The following is a 22,460-nucleotide window of genomic DNA, read 5'->3' on the forward strand; positions in this document are numbered from 1 at the left end:
TAGCGTTTTACTATCAAGAATAGGAACGCTATTTTTGTTACTTTAGTAATAATTGAACGATTAGTCCTAAAAAAATATCGGGTACAAAAGCAATTGCAGATGTTGTAGAACGAAGCGTTTCATCTAATAAAAAATGTGTAAGTGAAAATAATGCTCCAAAAAGAAAAACATGATTTGCAAACTCTGGATTGAAATAAAGTGCTAAAGTGAGATAAATGAGAAAATCACCAAAACCTAGTTTTTTAGTCAAGCTATAATATATTAATGTAATTAAAACCGGAATTAATTGAATGAAATCGAATAATTGATATGAAAAAATTTTGGGGCTTTGCCATAATGCAAGAATGACTGCCGGCAAAATCATTATAAGATAAAATTCCATTTGGTCATAATCACAAATTGCTGCAAGTAAAAGAGAAAAAACAAAAATTGCTGTTAAAATATCAAGTAATTTACTAAAATCAAAAGAAATAAAGGCAAATCCTCCAATGATTTCAATTACCACAAGTTTAGGTGGAATAAAGTTATGACAGTATCGGCATTTACCGTGTAGCCAGAAATAAGAAAAGATTGGTAATTCGTCTAGTAAACAGAGTTTTGTATGACAAAATGAGCAGCGAGAACGCGTGAAAATAAAATTTCCATCATCCCAACGATCACAAATTAGTGCTGCGTGGGATGCTAAACAAGTTCCAATCAAATAATTAGTTAATTTAAAAATCCATTCCATATTAAGCACCTCAGTATTAAATACTCCAAAAAGAGAATTATTTGTTAATAGAGTTTGATTTTTTATTAAAAACGAGTAAAATAGTTTATGTAAATTTTTTAAGAATCGTTCAGGACAAAAAAGAAACTCCTGGGTATGTGAACAAAATAAACGATTTATTAGGAGGAAAATTTTAATGCCAACCATTAATCAATTGGTAAGAAAAGGTCGTCATACTAAGACGACTAAATCAAAGTCACCAGCTTTAAGCTATGGCTATAACAGTATGAAAAAGGAATTGGTTGCAAATCCTGCTCCACAAATGCGTGGCGTTGCAACCCGTGTCGGTACAATGACACCAAAGAAACCAAACTCTGCCTTACGTAAATATGCGCGTGTTCGTCTGTCTAACTTGATTGAAGTAACTGCATATATTCCGGGCGAAGGTCACAATTTACAAGAGCACTCGGTTGTCTTAATTCGTGGTGGTCGTGTAAAAGACCTTCCTGGTGTGCGTTATCATATTATTCGTGGCGCCCTTGATACTGCTGGTGTTGATGGTAGAAAACAAGGTCGTTCGAAGTACGGCGCTAAGAAAGATTAAGGAGGAGTTAAATAATGCCTAGAAAAGGACATGTAACTAAAAGAGATATTTTAGCGGATCCAGTATACAACTCAAAGCTTGTTACTAAATTAATCAACCATTTAATGATTGATGGTAAGAGAGCTAAGGCATCTTCAATCCTTTATGATGCTTTCAATATCGTCAAAGATAAGACAGGTAAGGAACCACTTGATGTTTTTGAAGAAGCAATGAATAACATTATGCCAGTGTTGGAAGTTAGAGCTCGCCGTATTGGTGGATCAAACTATCAGATTCCAGTAGAAGTTCGTCCTGAAAGAAGAACTACCCTTGGTTTAAGATGGTTAGTATCATATGCTCGTTTACGTAATGAACATACTATGGATGAACGTTTAGCCAATGAAATTATTGATGCTTCAAATAATACTGGTTCAGCAGTTAAGAAGCGTGAAGATGTTCATCGTATGGCTGAAGCGAACCGTGCATTTGCTCATTATCGTTTCTAATTTTTTAAGGAGAGAAAATTTATGGCTAATAAACGTGAATTTCCATTAGAAAAAACACGTAATATTGGTATCATGGCCCACATTGATGCGGGTAAGACTACCACTACAGAGCGTATTCTTTACTACACTGGTAAAATTCATAAAATTGGTGAGACTCATGAAGGTGACTCACAGATGGACTGGATGGATGAAGAAAAAGAACGTGGTATTACCATTACTTCAGCCGCTACCACTGCACAATGGAATGATTATAGAATTAACATTATTGACACTCCAGGACACGTCGACTTCACTATTGAAGTTGAACGCTCACTTAGGGTACTTGATGGTGCAGTAACTGTTCTTGATGCTCAGGCAGGTGTGGAGCCTCAAACTGAAAATGTTTGGCGCCAAGCTGAAACTTACGGTGTTCCTCGAATTGTTTTCATTAACAAAATGGACAAGATAGGCGCAGATTTTGATAAATCTGTTACATCTTTACATGAACGTTTAAACGCCAATGCCTTAGCTGTCCAGATGCCAATTGGCTCTGCAGAATCGTTTGAAGGTGTTATTGACTTAATTAACATGGTAGCCGATGTTTATGATGAAGATAAACTGGGTTCTAAGTGGGATACTATTCCTGTTCCTGACGAATACAAAGAAGAAGCAGAAAAACGTCGTGCTGAATTGATTGAACAAGTTGCTGATGTTGATGATGACATTATGGAAAAATACCTTAACGGTGAAGAAATTTCTATTGATGAACTGAAAGCAGCTATTCGTAAAGCAACTTTAGATCTGAAGGCATTCCCAGTATTTGCTGGTTCGGCTTTTAAGAACAAGGGTGTTCAAATGATGCTTGATGGTGTTGTGGATTATCTACCATCACCATTAGATGTTAAGCCTTATGTTGCTCATGATCCTAAGACTGGTGAAGAAGTAGAATTAATTGCTGGTGATGATAAACCATTTTCAGCTCTTGCTTTTAAGATTGCTACTGACCCATTTGTTGGTCGTTTGACTTACATCCGTGTCTATACTGGTTCACTAGAATCGGGTTCATATGTTTTGAATGCTTCCAAAAATGGTCGTGAACGTGTTGGTCGTTTGTTACAAATGCATGCCAACTCGAGAAACGAAATTTCTGAAGTATTCTCCGGTGATATTGCTGGTGCTATTGGCTTGAAGAATACTACAACAGGTGATTCGTTGACAGATCCTGATCATCCGTTAATTTTGGAAAGTTTGGAAGTGCCAGACCCTGTTATTCAAGTTTCTATTGAGCCAGAGTCAAAAGCCGATCGTGACAAATTGGATGTTGCATTACAAAAGTTAACTGAAGAAGACCCAACTTTCAGAGCTGAAACTAATGCTGAAACTGGTCAGACTTTAATTTCAGGAATGGGTGAATTGCACTTGCAAATCATGGTTGAGCGTATGAAACGTGAGTTCCATGTTGAGGCAAAGATTGGTGAGCCTCAAGTTGCTTATCGTGAAACCTTTACTAAAGCTGCTCAAGCGCAAGGTAAATTTGTCCGTCAATCAGGTGGTAAGGGTCAATACGGTGACGTTTGGATTGAATTTACTCCAAATGAAAGAGGCAAAGGTTACGAATTTGAAGATGCCATTGTCGGGGGTGTCGTTCCTCGTGAGTTTATCCCATCAGTAGATGCTGGTTTACAAGAATCAATGAAGAATGGTATTTTAGCAGGGTACCCATTGATCGACGTCAAAGCTAAACTTTATGATGGTAGTTATCATGAAGTTGACTCTTCAGAAGCCGCATTCAAGGTTGCTGCGTCTATCGCATTGAAGAATGCTGCTCCTAAGGCAGGTGCTGTAATTCTTGAGCCAATTATGAAGGTTCAGGTAATTACGCCTGAGGAATATTTGGGTGATGTAATGGGATCAATTACTGCTCGTCGTGGTACGATGGATAATATGCAAGACCGTTCAGGAGCTAAGGTATTGAATTCAATGGTCCCATTAGCTGAAATGTTTGGGTATGCAACAACTTTACGTTCATCGACTCAAGGACGTGGTACTTTCACAATGGTATTTGATCACTATGCTGCTACTCCTAAGTCAATTCAAGAAGAAATTATTAAAAAACGTGGCGGTAACGCAGAATAGTTTTTGGTAGTAATTAAAGTAAAAATAATCGAGCTATTGGTAAATCCAATAGCTCTTTTTGTATATTAATTACTTAGAGGATAATAGTTGAAAATAGTAAAGAGTATATTTGTCTAGCTTAAAAAACAAAAAATGTGCTAAAACCCTTGATATTTAAGCTGAAACTAGTTACAATAGTCTTTGTGTATTTAGGGCATATTATGCCCTAAAACACTTATTTGTTGTAAAGCATTGATGCAAAAGGTTGCGGCACACCAGGCTGCATTGCCACAGAGATGATGCCGGGAATTTTTGCGGAAGCTAGTCATCTTTTAAAGAAGACGTTAAGGAGGTAATTTAATGGCAAGTCAATCAATTCGTATTAGACTTAAGTCATACGAACATGGTATTCTCGATGAATCAGCTGCTAAGATTGTAGCTACTGCAAAGAGAACTGGTGCTGAAATTTCAGGCCCAGTTCCATTGCCAACAGAAAGGGTTTTGTTTACAGTTCTTCGCTCACCGCACAAGAACAAAGATTCACGTGAACAATTTGAAATGCGTACGCACAAGCGGTTAATTGATATTTTAAATCCAACACCTAAGACTGTTGATTCTTTGATGAAGCTTGATCTACCAAGTGGTGTTGACATCGAAATCAAACTATAATTTTAAAGAGAAAGAGGTGTAATCATGACCAAAGGAATCTTAGGAAGAAAAGTCGGTATGACTCAAATCTTCACCAAAGATGGTATCCTTGTTCCCGTAACTGTTGTTGAAGCAACTCCTAATGTTGTTATGCAAGTTAAAACTGTTGAATCAGACGGTTACGAAGCAGTTCAATTGGGCTACCAAGATAAGCGTGAAGTTTTGAGCAACAAACCAGAAAAAGGTCATGCTGCAAAAGCAAAGACTTCGCCTAAGCGCTTCATTCGTGAAATCCGCGGAGTTGAGCTTAAGGACTATGAAGTCGGCTCAGAAGTTACTGTGGACACATTTAAGGAAGGCGACGTAGTAGACGTTACTGGAATTACAAGAGGTCATGGATACCAAGGTAACATTAAGCGCTGGGGTCAATCACGAGGACCCGAGACTCATGGATCAAGATATCATAGAATTCCTGGTTCAATGGGTTCAATCATAAATCGTGTGCCTAAAGGCAAGCGGTTGCCCGGACACATGGGTGTAAAGAAAGTTACCATTGAAAACTTAGTAATTGAAAAGGTTGTAGCAGATAAGAATGTTTTACTAATTAAGGGTAATATTCCTGGTGCTAAAAACTCATTAATTACTGTTAAATCTGCTGTTAAGAATAACGATTAGGAAGGAGGACTAGAATGGCTAATTTAAAAGTTATCGATCAAAAAGGTAAAGATGCTGGTGAAGTTGCTTTAAACGATAATATCTTTGGCATTACCCCAAATGAAAGTGTAGTTTTTGACGCAATTATTAGACAAAGAGCTGGTAAACGTCAAGGTACTTCAAAAGTCAAAAATAGATCCGCTGTTCGTGGTGGTGGTAAAAAGCCATGGAAGCAAAAGGGAACAGGTCGTGCTCGTCAAGGTTCCATCAGATCACCGCAATGGCGTGGTGGTGGTGTTGTCTTTGGACCAACTCCACGTTCTTATGCTTATTCAATGCCAAGAAAACAGCGCCGTTTGGCTATTAAGTCAGTTCTTTCCCAAAAGCTACTTGACAATGATTTGATTGTTTTAGATCAGTTGACAATGTCAGCTCCTAAGACTAAAGAATTCAAAGCAATGCTAGACAGTTTGAATGTTGAAGGTAAGGTATTAGTTGTATCAGAGGATAGAAATGTTCAATTTTCAGCTAAGAACTTACCAAACGTTAAGGTAATCACAATCAACGGATTAAATGTTGAGGATGTTGTTAACTACAACAAATTAATCCTGACTAAGGATGCTGTTGAAAAGATTGAAGAGAATGTTGAGGGGGCTGCAAAGAAATGAGTTCACACGATATCATTTTAAGACCTGTCATTACTGAAAAGTCAACGAACTTAATGGATGATAAGAAGTACACTTTCAACGTGCTTTTAACCGCAACCAAAACTCAAGTTCGTAATGCTGTTGAAGAAATTTTTGATGTAAAGGTCAAAAAAGTTAATATCATGAATGTTCGTGGAAGAGACAAGCGAGTGGGGCGTTATACTGGTAAAACCGCTCGTACGCGTAAAGCAATTGTGACTTTGACTGAAGATTCAAACGACATCAAAATTTTTAAAGACGAAAATACAGAAGAGAATAAGTAATAGGAGGTCAGACAATTGGCTATTAAGATTTATAAGCCAACCACAAATGGTCGCCGTAATATGACTTCTTCCGACTTTGCTGAGATTACTAAAAGCAAACCAGAACGTACTTTGCTTGAATCACAATCACATACTGCAGGTCGTAATTCATATGGTCATATTACAAGTAGACACCGTGGTGGTGGTCACAAGCAAAAGTATCGTATCATTGATTTTAAGCGGAATAAAGATAATGCAAAAGCTGTAGTTAAGGCAATCGAATATGATCCAAACCGGACAGCAAATATTGCTCTTCTTCATTACACTGACGGTATTAAAGCTTATATTCTAGCACCCAAAGGTTTAAAAGTTGGAGATGTTGTTGAATCTGGTTCTAGTGCAGATATCAAGCCAGGCAACGCCTTACCATTAAAAGACATACCGACAGGCACTTCAATTCATAATATTGAATTAAGACCTGGAAAAGGCGGACAACTTGTAAGAAGTGCAGGTACCAGTGCTCAAGTTTTGGGTAATGATGGAAAATACACTTTGGTTAAACTACAAAGTGGGGAAGTTCGCAAGATCTTATCAGCTTGTCGTGCAACTATTGGAGTTGTCGGAAATGAACAACATTCATTAATTCAATTAGGTAAAGCCGGTCGTAGTCGCTGGTTAGGCAGACGTCCACAATCTCGTGGATCTGTAATGAACCCTAATGATCACCCACATGGTGGTGGTGAAGGTAAGGCTCCAGTTGGTCGTCCACAACCTATGACTCCTTGGGGTAAGAAAGCTCGCGGCATTAAGACTAGAAATAGTAAGAGAGCTAGTGAGAAGTTAATTATTCGTCACCGTAAGGGTAGCAAGTAGTAGAAGGAGGGTTAATTAATGAGCCGTAGTATTAAAAAAGGGCCTTTTGCTGATGCATCATTACTAAAAAAGGTTGATGCACAAGCAGATACAGAAAAAAAGCAGGTTATTAAGACTTGGTCACGTCGTTCAACTATTTTCCCTTCCTTTGTTGGATTGACTATAGCTGTTTACGATGGCAGAAAGCATGTTCCTGTATATATTACTGAGGACATGGTTGGCCATAAATTAGGTGAATTTGTTCCAACGAGAACTTTCCATGGACATAAAACATCTGACGATAAGGCTACAAGATAAGAGAGGAGAAACACTTAAATGGCAGAACAAATTAGCTCAGCTAGGGCTGAAGCAAGAACTGTTCGTATTGCTGCAAGAAAAGCGCGTTTAGTTGTCGACTTAATTCGTGGCAAAGATGTTGCCGAAGCATTGGCAATCTTGCAATTTACGCCTAGAGCTGCTTCCCCAATCGTTGAAAAAGTTTTACGCTCAGCAATTGCTAATGCGGAACATAATTACGATCTCGAAAGTGCCAATCTATACGTATCAGAAGCTTACGTTAATGAAGGTGCAACACTAAAGAGATTCAGACCACGTGCAAAAGGTATGGCTTCTCCAATTAACAAGAGAACAAGTCACGTAGTTGTAGTAGTTTCAGAAAAGAACGATTAAGGGAGGTATATTAATGGGTCAAAAGATTAACCCAAATGGTTTTCGTCTCGGCGTAATTCGCGACTGGGAATCAAAATGGTATGCTGACAGAGGATACAAAGAAACCTTAAATGAAGACCTGCGCATCAGAAAATTCATTTCTAAGAAATTAAAAGATGCCTCTGTTTCTACTATTGAAATCGAACGTGCAGCAAACAGAATTAACGTTTCAATCAATACTGCTAAGCCAGGTATGGTTATTGGTAAAGGTGGTTCTGAAGTTGAAGCTTTGAGAAAAGAATTAAACGCTTTGACTAAAAAACAAGTTCAAGTAAATATTATTGAAATTAAAAAGCCAGATCTTGATGCTAAGTTGGTAGCCGAAAGCATTGCTAGCCAACTTGAAGCTCGTATTGCTTTTAGACGTGCAATTCGTCAAGCTACTCAAAGAACTATGCGCGCTGGTGCTACTGGAATCAGAGTACAAACTTCTGGTCGGTTAAATGGTGCCGACATGGCAAGAAGAGAATGGCATACTGAAGGTCGTGTTCCATTACAGACTTTGAGAGCTGATATTGATTATGCTTGGGTAAATGCATTCACCACTTATGGTGAAATTGGGGTTCAAGTATGGATTAATCGTGGTGAAATTTTGCCTTCAAAAGGTAAGAAACCAGAAAAAGCTGTGAAGGGAGGAAACAAATAATGCCTCTAGTACCAAAGCGAGTAAAACACCGTCGTGAATTTCGTGGTAAGATGCGTGGCGCTGCAAAGGGTGGAAAAACCATTGCTTTTGGTGAATATGGTTTGCAAGCTCTTGAATCTCACTGGATTTCTAATCAACAAATTGAAGCTGCCCGTGTTGCTATGACTCGTTATATGAAACGTGGTGGTAAAGTTTGGATTAGAATTTTCCCTCAAAAGTCATACACTGCTAAGGGTGTAGGTGTACGTATGGGATCTGGTAAAGGTGCACCAGCCGGCTGGGTAGCTGTAGTTAAGAGAGAAAAAATTATGTTTGAAATTGGTGGAGTTAGTGAGGCAACTGCTCGTGAAGCATTAAGACTTGCATCTACTAAATTGCCAATTAAATGTAAGTTTGTGACTAAAAGTTCGGAAGTAGGTGGCAATTCTAATGAAGGCTAAGGAAATCAGAGCACTAACCAATGATCAAATGTTAGATAAAGAAAAGCAATATAAAGAAGAACTCTTTAACTTGCGTTTCCAACAAGCAACGGGTCAATTAGAAAATACCGCTCGCCTAAACAAAGTCCGCAAAAATATCGCTAGAATTAAAACAATTCTTAGTGAAAAAGCTTTAAAAAACGATTAGTGGAAGGGAGTTATTAACTTGAGCGAATCAATCGAAAGAAATAGTCGTCACGTATATCAAGGTCGAGTAATTTCTGATAAGAATGATAAAACTATTACAGTAGTTGTTGATACTTATAAGAATCACCCTGTTTACAATAAGCGTATTAGATACTCAAAGAAATATTACGCACAAGACGAAAATAATGAAGCTAAAGTTGGCGATACTGTTCGTATCATGGAAACTCGTCCATTATCTCGTACAAAACGCTTTCGTTTAGTAGAAATTGTCAAGAAATCTGTTTAACTTGCGGATTTAGTGAGGGGAGGATTATACAGTGATTCAAAATGAATCCCGTTTGAAGGTTGCTGATAACTCAGGTGCCAGAGAACTTTTGGTTATTAGAGTCTTAGGTGGATCCAAGCGTAAGACTGGTAACATTGGTGACATCGTAGTAGCAACTGTTAAACAAGCAACACCAGGTGGCGTTGTCAAAAAAGGTGACGTTGTTAAAGCTGTTATTGTTAGAACAAAATCAGGCGCACGTCGCGAAGATGGTTCATACATTAAGTTTGATGAAAATGCCGGCGTAGTTATTAATGCAGATAAAAGCCCACGTGGAACTCGTATCTTTGGGCCTGTTGCACGTGAGTTGCGTGAGCACGACTTTATGAAGATCGTCTCTCTTGCTCCTGAAGTCTTATAATTAAGTGAGGTGCACTGATGTTTGTTAAAACTGGTGATAAAGTAAAAGTAATTGCCGGAAAAGACAAAGGTAAAGAAGGTACTGTTTTGGCTGTTAACGTTAAGAAGAACCGTGTGGTTGTTAAAGGCGTTAATACAGTTAAAAAACATCAAAAACCTTCACAAACCAACGCAAATGGTGGAGTGGTTGAATCAGAGGGTTCAATTCATGCTTCAAATGTTAAGGTTATTGCTAAGTCTGAAAGCAAAAAAGAAGAAACTAACAAGTAGAAGGGAGGATACAAATGGCAAATTATTTAGCTCAAGAATATAAGGAAAAAATTATCCCTGCGTTGCAAGACAAATTTGAATATAGCTCGGTTATGCAAGTACCCAAGATTGAAAAAATCGTTTTAAACATGGGTGTTGGTGATGCTGTATCAAATGCTAAGAACTTGGACGAGGCTGTTGATGAATTAACTTTGATTTCTGGTCAAAAGCCATTAGTTACTAAGGCTAAGAAATCAATTGCAAACTTCCGCTTACGTGAAGGCATGTCTATCGGTGCTAAGGTTACTCTTAGAGGTGATAGAATGTACGATTTTTTATACAAATTAATTAGCGTTTCACTTCCTCGTGTTCGTGACTTCCGTGGTGTTTCAAGTCGTTCATTTGACGGTCGGGGCAACTATACCTTGGGAATTAAAGAACAATTGATTTTCCCAGAAATTGACTTTGATAAAGTTAATCGGACAAGAGGCTTAGATGTTGTTATCGTTACTACAGCCAATACTGATGAAGAAGCGCGTGAGCTTTTGACTCAATTTGGCATGCCGTTTGCAAAATAATGGAGGACACTAATGGCTAAAACGTCACAAAAAATTAGAAATCATCGTCCTGCTAAATTCTCTTCACGTGAATATACTCGTTGCGAGAGATGTGGTCGTCCACACTCCGTTTATCGTAAATTTGGCTTATGCCGTATTTGTCTGAAAGATTTAGCTCACAAGGGTCAAATACCTGGCCTTAAAAAGGCTAGTTGGTAATACGGAGGAGGATAGCATAAATGGTCATGACAGATCCGATTGCAGATTATTTGACTAGAATTAGAAATGCCAACATGGCAAAACACAGTTCTGTTGAAATTCCTGCATCAAACATAAAAAAATCTATTTCAGAAATCTTAAAACGCGAAGGCTTTATCCGTGATTACGAAGTTACTGATGACAACAAGCAAGGAGTTATTAAAATCTTCTTGAAGTATGGTCCGGATGGGGAACGTGTTATTTCAGGCTTAAAGCGAATTTCTAAACCAGGTCTTAGAAATTATGTTAGCGCAGAAAATTTACCTAAAGTTCTTAATGGATTAGGTATTGCCATCGTTTCTACTTCTGCAGGTGTGATTACCGATAAAGAAGCAAGACAAAAAAATGTTGGTGGCGAAGTTATTGCCTACATTTGGTAATTCTGACAGAAAGGAGAACAATCAATGAGCCGTATAGGTTTAAAAACAATTGAAGTCCCAGATAGTGTCACTGTTACCAAGGATGGTGACAACATCACTGTTAAGGGCCCCAAGGGTGAATTAACTCGATATTTTGATCCAAAGATTACTTTTAAACAAGAAGATGGAAAAATCAATTTCTCACGCTCAAGTGAAAATGACAAAGCACTTCATGGAACAGAAAGAGCTAACTTGGCATCAATGGTAGAAGGTGTAGTTAGTGGTTACAAGAAAACCTTAAAATTGATCGGTGTTGGTTATAGAGCAACTACTCAGGGTAGTAAGTTAACTTTAAACGTTGGCTATTCACACCCAGTTGAAATGACAGCTCCAGAAGGTGTTTCTGTAAAAGCAACTTCGGCTACTGAAATTGAAGTAGAAGGAATTTCAAAGCAAAATGTAGGTCAATTTGCTGCTGAAATTCGCGGTGTACGTCCACCTGAACCTTATAAAGGTAAGGGTATTCGTTATGTTGATGAATACGTACGTCGTAAAGAAGGTAAAACAGGTAAATAATAGATAATTTTTGAGGTGAAATTGTGATTTCAAAACCAGATAAGAATAAATTGCGCTTAAAGCGTCATAAACGTATTCGTAGCAAGATTTCTGGTACTGCTGAGCGCCCACGCTTAAGCGTTTTTCGTTCAAACAAAAACATCTACGCTCAATTAATTGATGACGTAGCGGGTGTCACGCTAGCAAGTGCCTCAACTTTAGATGCTTCCGTTTCTAAGGATTCAACTAAGTTAGAACAAGCTCAAGCTGTTGGTAAGGCAATTGCTGAAGCAGCTAAAAGTAAAAACATTTCAAATGTTGTGTTTGATAGAAGTGGTTATCTATACCACGGCCGTATTTCAGCTTTGGCAGATGCCGCTCGTGAAAACGGATTAGATTTCTAGGGAAGGAGAAAAATACATGGCAAACCGCAACGATTCTCGTAATAATCGCAGAAATAAAGACGACATCGAAGATCAGTTAGTAGCAATTAATCGTGTTACCAAGGTTGTCAAGGGTGGACAACGAATGAGATTTGCTGCCCTGGTAATCGTTGGTGACAAAAAAGGTCGTGTAGGCTTTGGTACTGGTAAGGCTCAAGAAGTTCCAGAAGCAATCCGTAAGGCTGTTGAGGCTGGTAAGAAGAACATGATAACTGTTCCAAGAGTGGGTACTACTATTCCTCATGAGGTAAATGGTCACTTTGGTTCAGGTAACATTTTGATTAAACCAGCTCCAGCTGGTTCAGGTGTTGCAGCTGGTGGTGCCGTTCGTATCGTTATGGATATGGCTGGTATTGCTGATGTTACTTCAAAATCACTTGGTTCAAATACTCCAATCAACGTTGTACGTGCAACAATTGATGGATTAAGGAAACTTAGAACTAGCGAAGAAGTTGACAAGCTTCGTCACGCAGAATTAGATTAGGGAGACTGAGTAAATGACTGAATTAAAAGTTACTTTAATTAGAAGTGCTGCGCACCGTCTGCCTGAACAAAGAAAAGTTGTTAAAGCTCTTGGCTTAGGTAGAATTAATAGTACAGTTACTCTACCAGACAACGCTGCTACTCGTGGTGCACTACTAAAAATTGCCCATTTAATCTCTGTAGAAGAGACAAGTAAATAATTAATTAAGGAGGTGCCGAATTAATGAAGCTTCATGAATTACATGCTACTGAGGGTTCACGTACTGATAGAAAACGTGTTGGACGTGGTACTTCAAGCGGTCACGGAAAAACTTCTGGTCGCGGACAAAAGGGTCAATTGGCTCGTCAAGGAGGACACACTCGTTTAGGTTTTGAAGGTGGACAAATGCCACTCTTTAGAACTATGCCTAAGCGCGGTTTTAAGAATGTTAACCGTAAAGAATATGCAATTATTAATTTAGACGATTTAAACAAGTTTGAAAACAATAGTGATGTAACAGTTGCTGTTCTTAAAGAAAAAGGCTTGGTAAAGAAAGAATTATCAGGTATAAAATTACTTGCCAAAGGTGAGTTGAAAGTTAAGCTAAACGTTAAGGTTAATAAAGTTTCCGCTGCTGCAAAAGAAGCAGTTGAAGCAGCTGGCGGATCTGTTGAGGTGATCTAATGTTTTCGACTTTGAAGAACGCCTTTAAGGATAAAGAAATCAGAAATAAAATTTATTTTACACTCTTTATCCTTTTGCTATATCGCATCGGGTCTAATATTACTGTTCCCGGCGTTAATGCAAAAGCGATTACTCAAGTTGCACAAACTGGTTTAGTTCCGATGCTAGACACCGTTTCTGGTGGTGGATTAGATAATTATTCGATTTTTTCGCTTGGAGTTTCTCCATACATTACTGCTCAAATCGTTATTCAACTACTTCAAATGGATATAGTTCCAGTTTTAGTTGAATGGGGCAAGCAAGGTGAAGTCGGACGGCGTAAAACCAATCAGGCTACAAGATGGCTTTCATTATTTGTTGCATTCGTTCAAAGTATTGGGATTACTTTAGGTTTTAATGCCTTGACTCAGATGGGGTTGGTTAAAACTCAGACTCCACAAACTTACATCGAAATTGCAATTATTATGACAGCAGGAACAATGTTACTTACTTGGTTAGGTGATGAAATCACTGATAAAGGTTTAGGTAATGGTGTTTCAGTAATCATTTTTGCAGGAATTATTGCTCGGCTTCCACGCGGATTATGGGAGCTATATAAAGAAGAAATTATCAATAACAGTGCGACTGATCGTTGGAAGGGTATTATGTTCTTCATTGCGATTATTATTGCGATAATCCTTATAACACAAATTGTTACCTGGGTTGAGCAAGCAGATCGCCGGATTCCAATACAATATACTAAACGAGCAACTATTAGTGGCTCTGAAAGCTTTTTACCGTTGAAAGTTAATGTTTCTGGTGTTATTCCGGTAATTTTTGCGAGTTCGTTTATTATTACACCAGCAACGATTTTAATGGCTTTTCAAAGATCTCAAGGCGATCAGCAATGGTATAAGATAATGACTAATATATTTAGTATGCAAACAACGCCTGGAGTTATAATTTACACTGTTTTAATTATTTTGTTTACTTTCTTCTATGCTTTTGTTCAGGTTAATCCTGAGAAGCTTTCGAAGAATCTACAAAAGCAGGGTGCGTATATTCCAAGCGTATGGCCGGGTAAAGATACCCAAGATTTTGTTTCAAAGCTGTTAATTAGGTTATCAACAGTTGGATCAGTATTTTTGGGACTGGTAGCTTTATTACCACAACTTGCTACTAATTTTTGGAATCTTCCAAGCTCAATTGGGCTTGGTGGAACGAGTCTTTTAATTGTTATCGGAGTTGTCTTAGAATTATCTCGTCAGATTAACGGACTGTTAATGAAACGAGAATATGTTGGATTCATCAGATAGGAACGAATAAATGATTAACTTATTTCTTTTGGGACTGCCAGGTGCTGGCAAAGGTACAGTATCAGAACAAATTGTTGATAAATATCATCTAACTCATATTTCAACTGGGGATATGTTTAGAGAAGCAATGGCTAACGAGACTAAAGTTGGTCTTGAAGCTAAAAGTTATATTGATAAAGGTGATTTGGTACCAGACGAAGTTACTGCAAAATTGGTTGAAGAACGTTTAAGCCAACCTGATATTAAAGAAGGATATATCTTAGATGGTTTTCCTAGAACAATTGTTCAAGCAGAAGCTTTGGAAACTATTACTAAACGATTGAATAAACCATTAACTAAAGTAATTTCTTTAGAAGTTAATGAAAAAATTTTAATCAACCGTTTATCAGCACGGTTCATGTGTAAACAGTGTGGCGCAACTTACAATAAGATTACAAAAATGCCTAAGTTAAAGGATACCTGTGATCGTTGTGGTAGTCATGACTTTTATCAACGTGAAGATGACAAACCAGAAGTGGTAAAGAATCGTTTAGAAGTAAATGAAAAGATGAATACTCCTTTGAAGGACTATTATCAAGCAAATGGTTTGTTAACTAGTGTAAATGGTGAGCAAACTCCAGAAAAAGTTTTTGAAAACGTTGATGCGGTTTTGGGTAATAAACAATAATTTGTATATTTACATTTCCGTGTTATAATTTCAAAGTATGACTGTTTAAATGCGGAGGAACAGCTTTGGCAAAAGATGATGTCATTGAAGTAAAGGGTAAAGTAGTTGATACCTTGCCTAATGCTATGTTTAAAGTTGAATTGGAAAATGGAGCTGAAATATTAGCACATGTATCCGGTAAAATTAGAATGCATTATATTCGGATTTTACCTGGGGACCGTGTTACTGTTGAACTTTCTCCTTACGATTTAACAAAAGGTAGAATTACTTATCGGTTTATAAAGTAATAACGGAGGGAAACATGAAGGTTAGACCATCTGTTAAACCAATGTGTGAGCATTGTAAGATTATTAAGAGACATGGTCGTGTAATGGTTATTTGTCCTGCAAATCCAAAGCACAAGCAACGTCAAGGTTAAAATAAAATAGGAGGTGCAATTTATGGCACGTATTGCTGGTGTTGATTTACCAAGAGATAAAAGAATAGTTGTTGCATTAACTTATATTTATGGTATTGGTGAACCAACTGCTCAGAAAATTTGTGCGGATGCTGGTGTTTCTGAAGACATACGTTCAAAAGATTTGACTCCAGATGATCAAGAAAAGCTTCGCGCAGAAGTAGATAAATACCGCGTTGAAGGTGACTTACGAAGAGAAGTTAGCATGAACATCAAGCGGTTAATTGATATCGGTTCATACCGTGGTATGCGTCATCGCCGTGGACTTCCAGTTCGTGGACAAAATACCAAAAATAATGCCCGTACACGTAAGGGTAGCAAAAAGAATAAATAAAAATTATAAGGAGGTTTATTGATGCCTAAAACAGCACGTAAGCGTCGTGTGAAGAAGCACGTTGAAAGAGGCGTTGCTCATATTCATTCTACGTTTAATAATACTTTAGTCATGATTACTGACACTCAAGGTAACGCTATTGCTTGGTCATCAGCAGGTGCATTGGGCTTTAAAGGTAGCCGGAAATCTACACCATTTGCAGCACAAATGGCAGCTGAAGCTGCTGCTAAAAGTGCAATGGATCAAGGCATGAAACATGTAGAAGTTTTTGTTAAGGGGCCTGGCGCTGGTCGTGAATCTGCTATAAGATCACTACAAGCTACTGGTTTGGAAATTACTGCTATTCGTGACGTTACTCCTGTTCCTCACAATGGTTCTAGACCACCAAAACGTCGTCGTGTTTAATTTTGTTCTTATTGAAAGACGTTGCGTTTTGAAAGGGGTCTAGTAATGATTGAATTTGAAAAACCAAATATTACCGTTGTGGACCAAGAAAAGTCTTATGGTAAATTTGTTATTGAACCACTTGAACGAGGCTTTGGTACTACTTTAGGTAATTCATTACGTAGAGTATTACTCACTTCTATTCCAGGTACGGGCCTTGTGTATGTTCAAATCGATGATGTTTTGCACGAATTCTCTACCGTTCCAGGTGTTAAGGAAGACGTTGCAAAAATGATTTTAAATTTGAAAAAGCTAGAATTAAAGTCTTTTTCAGACGAACAAAAGATAATTGAAATTGACGTTGAAGGTCCGGCTACTGTTACTGCCGATGACTTTAAAGTTGATGCAGATGTTCAAATACTTAATCCTGATCAATATATTTGTACCATTGCTGATGGTGGCCACTTGCATATGCAAGCCGCTGTTAAAAATGGTCGAGGTTATGTTGCAGCAAGTGATAATAAGAGTGATGACATGCCAATTGGGGTCATTCCTGTTGATTCTCTCTTTTCCCCAATTGAAAAAGTTAATTATCAAGTTGAGTCAACTCGTGTTGGTAAAAGAGATGATTTTGATAAGCTCACTTTAGAGATTTGGACTGATGGTTCAATTAAACCTAATGATGCCCTTAGTTTTGCTGCTAAAATTTTGGTAGAACATTTCAAAGTGTTTGAAAATGCTGATGCAAGTACTAAATTTAGCGATGTTATGGTTGAAAAAGAGGATGATACAGCAGAGAAAAAGCTTGAGATGACGATTGAAGAGCTTGATCTATCTGTTCGTTCTTATAATTGTCTTAAAAGAGCTGGCATTAATACACTGCAAGAACTGACTGATAAGTCAGAGGCAGATATGATGCGTGTTCGTAACTTGGGACGTAAATCATTGGAGGAAGTCAAAAATAAATTAACTGACTTGGGACTTTCACTTCGTCAAGAGGATTAACTGAAAAATAAAAGGAGGTAAATTAATGGCATACCGAAAATTAGGCTGGGATAGTGCCCACAGAAAAGCAATGCTAAGAGAAATGACTACTCAATTAATCATGAACGAACGCATTGTTACAACTGAAACTCGTGCTAAAGAAGTACGCAAGACAGCGGAAAAGATGATCACTTTAGGTAAACGTGGTGACTTAGCTGCCAGAAGAAAAGCAGCTGCTTTTGTTCGAAATGAAGTTGCTGATATCCATGAAGAAAAAGATGTAGTTGTTGTTAAATCAGCATTACAAAAATTGTTTAGTGATATAGCACCACGTTACAAAGACCGTAATGGTGGTTATACTAGAATTATGAAGTTAGCTACAGCTCGTAAGGGTGATGGCGCTCCAATGGTTATTCTTGAATTAGTTTAATTAGGAATAGCCCAACTTAATAGCTATTAAGAATTATCCATGAAAGTGAGAATAAGCGTTAAGATGATGACGAAAGTTTAGTCTAGCTTAGATAATGCATATTATCCCTCTTCATGGGTGATTTTTTTTGTCTTTTTTTGGTACAATTGAATCAGACTTCTAAGGATGGTGATAACATGACAAAAGAAAGCATTGTTAATATAAAAAACTTAAGTTTCACGTATCCTGAATCAAGTACCCCAGCAATTGACAATATTAGTTTGAATATTGAAAAGGGATCTTGGACTTCTATTATTGGTCATAATGGAAGTGGTAAATCTACGATTATCAGACTAATGAATGGGTTGCTAGTTCCTGACAATCCTGATAGTTCACGAATTAAGATCAGTGACACAATTTTAACAGAAGATACTGTTTGGCAAATAAGAGATAAAGTGGGGATTGTATTTCAAAATCCGGATAATCAGTTTGTTGGTGCTACAGTAACTGATGATGTTGCATTTGGTCTTGAAAATCGTGGCGTTTCGCGTGAAGATATGATTAAAATTGTCCCTAAAGCAATTGAAGCAGTAGGAATGAGTGATTATGCAAATTCCGAACCCTCGACTTTGTCTGGCGGCCAAAAACAGCGAGTTGCAATTGCAGGAATTATTGCGATTAAGCCAGAAATTATTATTCTAGATGAAGCAACCTCAATGTTAGACCCAGAAGGTAGAAATCAGATTTTAAAAATAGTTCGTGAAATTAAAGAAAAATATAATCTCACCGTAATTGCAATTACACATGATATCGATGAAGCGAATAGTTCAGATCAAGTATTAGTTATGGATGATGGGAAATTAATAACGCAAGGCAGTCCCAAAGAAGTTTTTGCTCAAGTTAATCTTCTTAAAAAGCTGGGATTAGATGTTCCATTTTTTCAACAAATTAAAAATGAATTATGCAATAATAAAATCAATATTCCTGATGAGATTAGTTCAGAAAAAGAGTTGGTCCAATATTTATGTCAATTAAATTCGAAAATGTAAGTTATGTTTATTCGCCTGGTTCACCACTTGAAAAAAAGGGCTTAGAGAATATCAGTTTTGAATTAAATGATGGTTCATTTACTGCTATTATTGGGCATACAGGAAGTGGTAAATCAACCTTAATGCAACATTTTAATGCTCTATTGAAACCGACTAGTGGCCAAGTTGAAATTGCTGGTATAAAAATAAAATCTGATACTAATAATAAGCATTTAAAAAATTTACGTCGTCATGTAAGTTTGGTGTTTCAGTTTCCAGAATCACAGTTGTTTGAAAGTACTGTTTTAGATGATATTGCGTTTGGACCTAAAAATTTTGGCTATGACGATGACAAGGCAAAGCAAAGCGCACAAAAATGGTTGAAGAAAGTAGGCTTACCTGTAGAAATTGGTTCAAGATCACCATTTGAACTTTCTGGTGGTCAAATGAGAAGAGTAGCAATTGCCGGAGTTTTGGCTTATGAACCTGATATTCTTTGTTTAGACGAACCAGCAGCTGGGCTAGATCCTAGATCGCGTAAGCAAATGATGGAGCTTTTTTCAGATTATCGTAACGCTGGTCATACGGTTATTTTAGTTACCCATAATATGGATGACGTTGCCAATTATGCTGATGATGTTTTAATAATGGAGCACGGAAAACTGATTAAACATTCTCAGCCAACCGAAGTATTTAAAAATCGTTCCTGGTTGAAAGAGCATCATCTTGATGAGCCAAAGTCTTCCGTTTTTGCTGCCCAATTGAAAAATTATGATTTTCCTGCTCCGCCTTTAAGGTTACCGGATTTGATCTCAGGAATTAAGCAAAATTTAAAGGGGTAACTCATGAGTAAAATTTTGATTGGACGGTATCTTCCTGGCGATTCATTAATTTATAAGATGGATCCACGTGGAAAGTTACTAGCCACTGTACTTTTTATTTTTATAATTTTTCTAGCTAATAATCCAATTACTTATGTAATTATAACTTTTTTTAGTTTGGTTGCAGTAGCGGCAACCAAACTAAAATGGAAAATCTTTTGGGAGGGCATTAAACCTGTAATTTGGTTAATTTTGTTTACTTCCCTGTTACAACTTTTCTTCACAGTAGGGGGAACAGTTTACTGGCATTGGGGTATTTTTGCTTTGACCAGTTATGGAATTAGTAATGCTATTTTTATTTTTATTCGCTTTACAGTCATTGTTTTAATTTCGACGGTTATGACAGTAACGACCACTCCATTAGAAATCGCTGATGCAATTGAATGGCTGTTAATTCCGCTTAAATTAGTTAAGGTTCCGGTCGATAAAATTGCTTTAGTAATGTCGATTGCATTACGTTTCGTGCCGACCCTATTTGATGAAACATTTAAAATTATGAATGCACAGAGATCTCGGGGGGCCGACTTTAATAATGGTGGATTGGTTGCACGTGCAAAAGCTATTACTCCATTACTTATTCCTTTGTTTATAAATTCTCTTTCAACAGCGATTGATCTTTCAACAGCAATGGAATCTCGTGGTTATCGTGGCGATGAAGGAAGAACACGATTTCGTGTTTTACATTGGTCTAAGTTCGACTTGTGTAATCTCGGCTACTTTCTGATATTGACAGCATTGTTAGTTATTTTTAGGACACATTAATGAAAACAAGATATAAAATGACGCTTTCCTATGATGGTCATCTATTTCATGGCTTTCAAGCACAGCCCAAACAAAGGACAGTACAGGAGACAATTGAATCTGCACTTGAAAAAATGACAAAAGGTCAGCAAGTAAGAATTGAAGGTTCTGGTAGAACTGATGCTGGTGTTCATGCTTTAGGTCAAGTAATTCACTTTGATTATCCTGGAAACAAAATTCCACCTCAAAGAATGCTTTGTGCACTCAATTCAATGATGCCTTTGGATATAGTTTTTAATGATTGTGAAATTGTTAATGAAGACTTTCATGTCAGATATAGTGCTAAAGGAAAATGGTATCGATACAGACTTAGCTTGGATCGCTTTGTTAATCCTTTTAAAAGATTTTATACTGGACATTATCCCTATCATATAAATGTCAAAAAAATGCAACAGGCAGCCAGAGATCTGATTGGTACGCATGATTTTACAAGTTTTGCTGCAAGTGGGGGACAAATCAAAAATAAAGTTAGAACAATGTATTATATTAATATACGAAAAGATGACATTGAAAATGAAATAATTTTTGATTTTATTTGTTCAGGTTTTCTATATAATATGGTTCGAATATTAGTTGCGACACTTCTTGAAATTGGAAACGGTAAACGTCCTATTAATGATATTCCCCGGGTAATATTAGCTAAGGATCGCGAACAGGTAAGAGAAACAGCACAGGCAAACGGACTTTTTTTATTTCATGTGTTTTATGAGGATATTCCCTTAAAATATCGTCAAGATGAGAATTTATATTGACAATTAAAGCAAAAGGACGTATTCTATTAAGGTATGTTTGTCCACGATAGGCCCCGGAATCTTATTGTTTTCAAACAACGTATAAACGGAGGAATTTAAATTGCGTACTACACAATTAGCTAAACCTAATGAAATTGAACATAAGTGGTATGTTGTTGACGCAACAGATGTGTCTTTAGGACGTCTGTCTACTGCAGTAGCAACTATTTTAAGGGGTAAAAACAAGCCTCAATATACACCAAATGTTGACACTGGAGATAACGTTATTATTATTAACGCATCTAAGGTTAAGTTGACAGGGAAGAAAGCTACTGACAAGATTTATTACCATCACTCTGGTTTTCGTGGTGGTATCAAAGCCATTCCTGCTGGAGAAATGCTTGCAAAGAATCCAGTTAGATTAGTTGAATTGTCGGTTAAGGGAATGCTTCCGAAGAATACTCTTGGACACCAAGAATTTATGAAGATGCATGTTTATGCTGATGCTAATCACAAGCATGAAGCTCAAAAACCGGAAACGTTAGATATTAACAAATTAATCTAGGAGGTTACATAAATGGCACAACAAGTTGCATATGCAGGTACTGGTCGCCGTAAGAATTCAGTTGCGCGTGTACGTTTAGTACCAGGCAATGGAAAAATTACTGCAAATAATAAAGATATTAATCAATATATCCCATTTCCTAACTTAGTTAAGGATTTAAAACAACCACTGACTTTGACTGAAACTGATGGTCAATACGACGTTAATGTCAATGTTAATGGTGGAGGATTTTCAGGTCAAGCCGGTGCGATTCGTCTTGGAATTGCTCGTGCTTTACTAGAAGTAGATCCAGACTTTCGTGGTCCACTGAAGAAGGCTGGGTTCTTAACACGTGATCCAAGAATGGTTGAAAGAAAGAAGCCAGGCTTGAAGAAGGCTCGTAAAGCTTCACAATTTAGTAAGCGTTAAATTTGTCAGTTTTTAAAATCGACTAGTAGCGTCAAAAGCATCAGTAATAAAGCTGATGCTTTTTTAACTTCTTTTGTAAATACTGATAATAAAAAAACTAGACTGCACTAAACTATCCTAGAGCTTAGTGTTTTTGTATAATTATTACACTGGGTTACTTTTAATCTAATAGAAATGATCTGTAGCAAATTTTAACTTGTAAGTGTGTATGTTAATTGAGGACACAAAAAATAGAAGTCCTTATTAACTAAATAATTATAATCTGCT

Annotated in this window: 39 protein-coding genes; 38 read left to right on the forward strand and 1 reads right to left on the reverse strand. The window is 37.2% G+C overall.

All coding sequences use genetic code 11. From position 1 onward, the window contains the following. Nucleotides 1-37: 37 nt before the first annotated feature. Nucleotides 38-730: a prepilin peptidase gene (locus ACYIAQ_RS00165; protein ID WP_483563060.1), complete on the reverse strand. Its 693-nt coding sequence runs from the start codon at nucleotides 728-730 to the stop codon at nucleotides 38-40. A 175-nt stretch (nucleotides 731-905) separates the two neighbouring features. Here ACYIAQ_RS00165 and rpsL point away from each other — a divergent pair, with 175 nt between their 5' ends. From rpsL to rpsI, 38 genes are all read left to right on the forward strand, one after another. Then, nucleotides 906-1,313, forward strand: a complete 408-nt coding sequence (gene rpsL, locus ACYIAQ_RS00170) for a 30S ribosomal protein S12 (RefSeq protein ID WP_046325359.1) — start codon at nucleotides 906-908, stop codon at nucleotides 1,311-1,313. A gap of 14 nt (nucleotides 1,314-1,327) precedes the next feature. Continuing rightward, nucleotides 1,328-1,798 carry a 30S ribosomal protein S7 gene (gene rpsG, locus ACYIAQ_RS00175; RefSeq protein ID WP_122018846.1) on the forward strand — a complete coding sequence of 157 codons (471 nt, stop codon included), beginning with the start codon at nucleotides 1,328-1,330 and terminating at the stop codon, nucleotides 1,796-1,798. 21 nt (nucleotides 1,799-1,819) lie between these two features. Next, complete coding sequence (fusA, locus tag ACYIAQ_RS00180) at nucleotides 1,820-3,913, forward strand: elongation factor G (protein WP_483563061.1); 2,094 nt, start codon at nucleotides 1,820-1,822, stop codon at nucleotides 3,911-3,913. A 339-nt stretch (nucleotides 3,914-4,252) separates the two neighbouring features. Beyond that, nucleotides 4,253-4,561 (forward strand): 30S ribosomal protein S10, encoded by a 309-nt coding sequence (gene rpsJ / locus ACYIAQ_RS00185; protein WP_046327486.1) that lies wholly within the window; start codon nucleotides 4,253-4,255, stop codon nucleotides 4,559-4,561. A 24-nt stretch (nucleotides 4,562-4,585) separates the two neighbouring features. Beyond that, nucleotides 4,586-5,215 carry a 50S ribosomal protein L3 gene (gene rplC, locus ACYIAQ_RS00190; protein WP_122018842.1) on the forward strand — a complete coding sequence of 210 codons (630 nt, stop codon included), beginning with the start codon at nucleotides 4,586-4,588 and terminating at the stop codon, nucleotides 5,213-5,215. Nucleotides 5,216-5,229: 14 nt separating this feature from the next. Beyond that, complete coding sequence (rplD, locus tag ACYIAQ_RS00195; protein WP_122023270.1) at nucleotides 5,230-5,862, forward strand: 50S ribosomal protein L4; 633 nt, start codon at nucleotides 5,230-5,232, stop codon at nucleotides 5,860-5,862. Further along, the gene (gene rplW, locus ACYIAQ_RS00200; RefSeq protein WP_122018838.1) at nucleotides 5,859-6,164 is read left to right on the forward strand and encodes a 50S ribosomal protein L23; all 306 of its coding nucleotides are present in this window, start codon (nucleotides 5,859-5,861) and stop codon (nucleotides 6,162-6,164) included. The genes rplD and rplW overlap by 4 nt, the downstream gene beginning before the upstream one ends. Nucleotides 6,165-6,179: 15 nt before the next feature. Beyond that, nucleotides 6,180-7,016 (forward strand): 50S ribosomal protein L2, encoded by an 837-nt coding sequence (gene rplB, locus ACYIAQ_RS00205; RefSeq protein ID WP_122023269.1) that lies wholly within the window; start codon nucleotides 6,180-6,182, stop codon nucleotides 7,014-7,016. Between the two features lie 18 nt (nucleotides 7,017-7,034). Next, nucleotides 7,035-7,313 (forward strand): 30S ribosomal protein S19, encoded by a 279-nt coding sequence (rpsS, locus tag ACYIAQ_RS00210; protein ID WP_122018832.1) that lies wholly within the window; start codon nucleotides 7,035-7,037, stop codon nucleotides 7,311-7,313. An 18-nt stretch (nucleotides 7,314-7,331) separates the two neighbouring features. Next, nucleotides 7,332-7,685 (forward strand): 50S ribosomal protein L22, encoded by a 354-nt coding sequence (gene rplV, locus ACYIAQ_RS00215; RefSeq protein WP_122018831.1) that lies wholly within the window; start codon nucleotides 7,332-7,334, stop codon nucleotides 7,683-7,685. Between the two features lie 13 nt (nucleotides 7,686-7,698). Beyond that, nucleotides 7,699-8,370, forward strand: coding sequence for a 30S ribosomal protein S3 (gene rpsC, locus ACYIAQ_RS00220; protein ID WP_122018829.1), 672 nt, complete (start codon nucleotides 7,699-7,701; stop codon nucleotides 8,368-8,370). Then, nucleotides 8,370-8,810 (forward strand): 50S ribosomal protein L16, encoded by a 441-nt coding sequence (gene rplP, locus ACYIAQ_RS00225; protein WP_122018827.1) that lies wholly within the window; start codon nucleotides 8,370-8,372, stop codon nucleotides 8,808-8,810. Before rpsC ends, rplP begins: the two co-directional genes overlap by 1 nt. After that, nucleotides 8,800-8,997 carry a 50S ribosomal protein L29 gene (rpmC, locus tag ACYIAQ_RS00230; RefSeq protein WP_122018825.1) on the forward strand — a complete coding sequence of 66 codons (198 nt, stop codon included), beginning with the start codon at nucleotides 8,800-8,802 and terminating at the stop codon, nucleotides 8,995-8,997. The genes rplP and rpmC overlap by 11 nt, the downstream gene beginning before the upstream one ends. An 18-nt stretch (nucleotides 8,998-9,015) precedes the next feature. Further along, entirely contained in the window at nucleotides 9,016-9,282 is a 267-nt protein-coding gene (gene rpsQ / locus ACYIAQ_RS00235; protein WP_122018822.1) for a 30S ribosomal protein S17, read from the forward strand. 31 nt (nucleotides 9,283-9,313) lie between these two features. Beyond that, nucleotides 9,314-9,682, forward strand: a complete 369-nt coding sequence (gene rplN / locus ACYIAQ_RS00240; protein ID WP_090092306.1) for a 50S ribosomal protein L14 — start codon at nucleotides 9,314-9,316, stop codon at nucleotides 9,680-9,682. A gap of 17 nt (nucleotides 9,683-9,699) precedes the next feature. Beyond that, entirely contained in the window at nucleotides 9,700-9,951 is a 252-nt protein-coding gene (gene rplX, locus ACYIAQ_RS00245; protein WP_122018819.1) for a 50S ribosomal protein L24, read from the forward strand. 14 nt (nucleotides 9,952-9,965) lie between these two features. Further along, entirely contained in the window at nucleotides 9,966-10,508 is a 543-nt protein-coding gene (rplE, locus tag ACYIAQ_RS00250; protein ID WP_122018817.1) for a 50S ribosomal protein L5, read from the forward strand. Between the two features lie 12 nt (nucleotides 10,509-10,520). After that, nucleotides 10,521-10,706, forward strand: coding sequence for a type Z 30S ribosomal protein S14 (locus ACYIAQ_RS00255; protein WP_046307561.1), 186 nt, complete (start codon nucleotides 10,521-10,523; stop codon nucleotides 10,704-10,706). Nucleotides 10,707-10,726: 20 nt separating this feature from the next. After that, nucleotides 10,727-11,125, forward strand: coding sequence for a 30S ribosomal protein S8 (gene rpsH / locus ACYIAQ_RS00260; RefSeq protein ID WP_122018815.1), 399 nt, complete (start codon nucleotides 10,727-10,729; stop codon nucleotides 11,123-11,125). A 24-nt stretch (nucleotides 11,126-11,149) separates the two neighbouring features. Further along, complete coding sequence (gene rplF / locus ACYIAQ_RS00265) at nucleotides 11,150-11,680, forward strand: 50S ribosomal protein L6 (protein ID WP_483563062.1); 531 nt, start codon at nucleotides 11,150-11,152, stop codon at nucleotides 11,678-11,680. Nucleotides 11,681-11,703: 23 nt separating this feature from the next. Next, nucleotides 11,704-12,063 (forward strand): 50S ribosomal protein L18, encoded by a 360-nt coding sequence (gene rplR / locus ACYIAQ_RS00270; RefSeq protein ID WP_122018811.1) that lies wholly within the window; start codon nucleotides 11,704-11,706, stop codon nucleotides 12,061-12,063. A gap of 16 nt (nucleotides 12,064-12,079) precedes the next feature. After that, nucleotides 12,080-12,586 (forward strand): 30S ribosomal protein S5, encoded by a 507-nt coding sequence (rpsE, locus tag ACYIAQ_RS00275; protein WP_122018809.1) that lies wholly within the window; start codon nucleotides 12,080-12,082, stop codon nucleotides 12,584-12,586. Between the two features lie 13 nt (nucleotides 12,587-12,599). Continuing rightward, on the forward strand, nucleotides 12,600-12,785 hold the full coding sequence (rpmD, locus tag ACYIAQ_RS00280) for a 50S ribosomal protein L30 (protein ID WP_483563063.1): 186 nt from the start codon (nucleotides 12,600-12,602) through the stop codon (nucleotides 12,783-12,785). Between the two features lie 23 nt (nucleotides 12,786-12,808). Beyond that, nucleotides 12,809-13,249, forward strand: coding sequence for a 50S ribosomal protein L15 (gene rplO, locus ACYIAQ_RS00285; RefSeq protein WP_483563064.1), 441 nt, complete (start codon nucleotides 12,809-12,811; stop codon nucleotides 13,247-13,249). After that, nucleotides 13,249-14,544, forward strand: a complete 1,296-nt coding sequence (gene secY / locus ACYIAQ_RS00290) for a preprotein translocase subunit SecY (RefSeq protein ID WP_483563065.1) — start codon at nucleotides 13,249-13,251, stop codon at nucleotides 14,542-14,544. The genes rplO and secY overlap by 1 nt, the downstream gene beginning before the upstream one ends. 10 nt (nucleotides 14,545-14,554) lie before the next feature. Then, entirely contained in the window at nucleotides 14,555-15,211 is a 657-nt protein-coding gene (locus ACYIAQ_RS00295; protein ID WP_483563066.1) for an adenylate kinase, read from the forward strand. 65 nt (nucleotides 15,212-15,276) lie between these two features. Further along, on the forward strand, nucleotides 15,277-15,498 hold the full coding sequence (infA, locus tag ACYIAQ_RS00300; RefSeq protein ID WP_090092290.1) for a translation initiation factor IF-1: 222 nt from the start codon (nucleotides 15,277-15,279) through the stop codon (nucleotides 15,496-15,498). A 14-nt stretch (nucleotides 15,499-15,512) separates the two neighbouring features. After that, nucleotides 15,513-15,629, forward strand: coding sequence for a 50S ribosomal protein L36 (rpmJ, locus tag ACYIAQ_RS00305; RefSeq protein WP_046307548.1), 117 nt, complete (start codon nucleotides 15,513-15,515; stop codon nucleotides 15,627-15,629). 22 nt (nucleotides 15,630-15,651) lie between these two features. Further along, nucleotides 15,652-16,002, forward strand: a complete 351-nt coding sequence (rpsM, locus tag ACYIAQ_RS00310) for a 30S ribosomal protein S13 (RefSeq protein WP_090092288.1) — start codon at nucleotides 15,652-15,654, stop codon at nucleotides 16,000-16,002. Nucleotides 16,003-16,023: 21 nt separating this feature from the next. Further along, complete coding sequence (rpsK, locus tag ACYIAQ_RS00315; RefSeq protein ID WP_483563067.1) at nucleotides 16,024-16,407, forward strand: 30S ribosomal protein S11; 384 nt, start codon at nucleotides 16,024-16,026, stop codon at nucleotides 16,405-16,407. A gap of 45 nt (nucleotides 16,408-16,452) precedes the next feature. Further along, nucleotides 16,453-17,391, forward strand: coding sequence for a DNA-directed RNA polymerase subunit alpha (locus tag ACYIAQ_RS00320; protein ID WP_483563068.1), 939 nt, complete (start codon nucleotides 16,453-16,455; stop codon nucleotides 17,389-17,391). Between the two features lie 25 nt (nucleotides 17,392-17,416). Further along, complete coding sequence (rplQ, locus tag ACYIAQ_RS00325; RefSeq protein WP_483563069.1) at nucleotides 17,417-17,800, forward strand: 50S ribosomal protein L17; 384 nt, start codon at nucleotides 17,417-17,419, stop codon at nucleotides 17,798-17,800. Nucleotides 17,801-17,976: 176 nt separating this feature from the next. Further along, on the forward strand, nucleotides 17,977-18,828 hold the full coding sequence (locus tag ACYIAQ_RS00330) for an energy-coupling factor ABC transporter ATP-binding protein (protein WP_483563070.1): 852 nt from the start codon (nucleotides 17,977-17,979) through the stop codon (nucleotides 18,826-18,828). Then, on the forward strand, nucleotides 18,804-19,649 hold the full coding sequence (locus tag ACYIAQ_RS00335) for an energy-coupling factor transporter ATPase (RefSeq protein WP_483563071.1): 846 nt from the start codon (nucleotides 18,804-18,806) through the stop codon (nucleotides 19,647-19,649). Before ACYIAQ_RS00330 ends, ACYIAQ_RS00335 begins: the two co-directional genes overlap by 25 nt. Before the next feature lie 3 nt (nucleotides 19,650-19,652). Further along, complete coding sequence (locus ACYIAQ_RS00340; protein WP_483563072.1) at nucleotides 19,653-20,450, forward strand: energy-coupling factor transporter transmembrane component T family protein; 798 nt, start codon at nucleotides 19,653-19,655, stop codon at nucleotides 20,448-20,450. After that, nucleotides 20,450-21,241 carry a tRNA pseudouridine(38-40) synthase TruA gene (truA, locus tag ACYIAQ_RS00345; protein WP_483563073.1) on the forward strand — a complete coding sequence of 264 codons (792 nt, stop codon included), beginning with the start codon at nucleotides 20,450-20,452 and terminating at the stop codon, nucleotides 21,239-21,241. The genes ACYIAQ_RS00340 and truA overlap by 1 nt, the downstream gene beginning before the upstream one ends. Before the next feature lie 100 nt (nucleotides 21,242-21,341). After that, a complete protein-coding gene (gene rplM / locus ACYIAQ_RS00350; RefSeq protein ID WP_122018784.1) occupies nucleotides 21,342-21,785 on the forward strand; it encodes a 50S ribosomal protein L13 in 444 nt (147 codons plus the stop codon). A 12-nt stretch (nucleotides 21,786-21,797) separates the two neighbouring features. After that, nucleotides 21,798-22,193, forward strand: coding sequence for a 30S ribosomal protein S9 (gene rpsI, locus ACYIAQ_RS00355; protein ID WP_122018782.1), 396 nt, complete (start codon nucleotides 21,798-21,800; stop codon nucleotides 22,191-22,193). Nucleotides 22,194-22,460: the final 267 nt, after the last annotated feature.

The organism is Lactobacillus sp. X-49 (assembly GCF_057063645.1).

Coding starts and splice junctions, on each gene's coding strand:
- ACYIAQ_RS00165 (WP_483563060.1), bottom strand. CDS start 730: ATGGAATGGATTTTTAAATTAACTAATTATTTGATTGGAACTTGTTTA.
- rpsL (WP_046325359.1), top strand. CDS start 906: ATGCCAACCATTAATCAATTGGTAAGAAAAGGTCGTCATACTAAGACG.
- rpsG (WP_122018846.1), top strand. CDS start 1,328: ATGCCTAGAAAAGGACATGTAACTAAAAGAGATATTTTAGCGGATCCA.
- fusA (WP_483563061.1), top strand. CDS start 1,820: ATGGCTAATAAACGTGAATTTCCATTAGAAAAAACACGTAATATTGGT.
- rpsJ (WP_046327486.1), top strand. CDS start 4,253: ATGGCAAGTCAATCAATTCGTATTAGACTTAAGTCATACGAACATGGT.
- rplC (WP_122018842.1), top strand. CDS start 4,586: ATGACCAAAGGAATCTTAGGAAGAAAAGTCGGTATGACTCAAATCTTC.
- rplD (WP_122023270.1), top strand. CDS start 5,230: ATGGCTAATTTAAAAGTTATCGATCAAAAAGGTAAAGATGCTGGTGAA.
- rplW (WP_122018838.1), top strand. CDS start 5,859: ATGAGTTCACACGATATCATTTTAAGACCTGTCATTACTGAAAAGTCA.
- rpsS (WP_122018832.1), top strand. CDS start 7,035: ATGAGCCGTAGTATTAAAAAAGGGCCTTTTGCTGATGCATCATTACTA.
- rplV (WP_122018831.1), top strand. CDS start 7,332: ATGGCAGAACAAATTAGCTCAGCTAGGGCTGAAGCAAGAACTGTTCGT.
- rpsC (WP_122018829.1), top strand. CDS start 7,699: ATGGGTCAAAAGATTAACCCAAATGGTTTTCGTCTCGGCGTAATTCGC.
- rplP (WP_122018827.1), top strand. CDS start 8,370: ATGCCTCTAGTACCAAAGCGAGTAAAACACCGTCGTGAATTTCGTGGT.
- rpmC (WP_122018825.1), top strand. CDS start 8,800: ATGAAGGCTAAGGAAATCAGAGCACTAACCAATGATCAAATGTTAGAT.
- rplX (WP_122018819.1), top strand. CDS start 9,700: ATGTTTGTTAAAACTGGTGATAAAGTAAAAGTAATTGCCGGAAAAGAC.
- rplE (WP_122018817.1), top strand. CDS start 9,966: ATGGCAAATTATTTAGCTCAAGAATATAAGGAAAAAATTATCCCTGCG.
- ACYIAQ_RS00255 (WP_046307561.1), top strand. CDS start 10,521: ATGGCTAAAACGTCACAAAAAATTAGAAATCATCGTCCTGCTAAATTC.
- rpsH (WP_122018815.1), top strand. CDS start 10,727: ATGGTCATGACAGATCCGATTGCAGATTATTTGACTAGAATTAGAAAT.
- rplF (WP_483563062.1), top strand. CDS start 11,150: ATGAGCCGTATAGGTTTAAAAACAATTGAAGTCCCAGATAGTGTCACT.
- rpsE (WP_122018809.1), top strand. CDS start 12,080: ATGGCAAACCGCAACGATTCTCGTAATAATCGCAGAAATAAAGACGAC.
- rpmD (WP_483563063.1), top strand. CDS start 12,600: ATGACTGAATTAAAAGTTACTTTAATTAGAAGTGCTGCGCACCGTCTG.
- rplO (WP_483563064.1), top strand. CDS start 12,809: ATGAAGCTTCATGAATTACATGCTACTGAGGGTTCACGTACTGATAGA.
- secY (WP_483563065.1), top strand. CDS start 13,249: ATGTTTTCGACTTTGAAGAACGCCTTTAAGGATAAAGAAATCAGAAAT.
- ACYIAQ_RS00295 (WP_483563066.1), top strand. CDS start 14,555: ATGATTAACTTATTTCTTTTGGGACTGCCAGGTGCTGGCAAAGGTACA.
- rpmJ (WP_046307548.1), top strand. CDS start 15,513: ATGAAGGTTAGACCATCTGTTAAACCAATGTGTGAGCATTGTAAGATT.
- rpsM (WP_090092288.1), top strand. CDS start 15,652: ATGGCACGTATTGCTGGTGTTGATTTACCAAGAGATAAAAGAATAGTT.
- rpsK (WP_483563067.1), top strand. CDS start 16,024: ATGCCTAAAACAGCACGTAAGCGTCGTGTGAAGAAGCACGTTGAAAGA.
- ACYIAQ_RS00320 (WP_483563068.1), top strand. CDS start 16,453: ATGATTGAATTTGAAAAACCAAATATTACCGTTGTGGACCAAGAAAAG.
- rplQ (WP_483563069.1), top strand. CDS start 17,417: ATGGCATACCGAAAATTAGGCTGGGATAGTGCCCACAGAAAAGCAATG.
- ACYIAQ_RS00330 (WP_483563070.1), top strand. CDS start 17,977: ATGACAAAAGAAAGCATTGTTAATATAAAAAACTTAAGTTTCACGTAT.
- ACYIAQ_RS00335 (WP_483563071.1), top strand. CDS start 18,804: ATGTCAATTAAATTCGAAAATGTAAGTTATGTTTATTCGCCTGGTTCA.
- ACYIAQ_RS00340 (WP_483563072.1), top strand. CDS start 19,653: ATGAGTAAAATTTTGATTGGACGGTATCTTCCTGGCGATTCATTAATT.
- truA (WP_483563073.1), top strand. CDS start 20,450: ATGAAAACAAGATATAAAATGACGCTTTCCTATGATGGTCATCTATTT.
- rpsI (WP_122018782.1), top strand. CDS start 21,798: ATGGCACAACAAGTTGCATATGCAGGTACTGGTCGCCGTAAGAATTCA.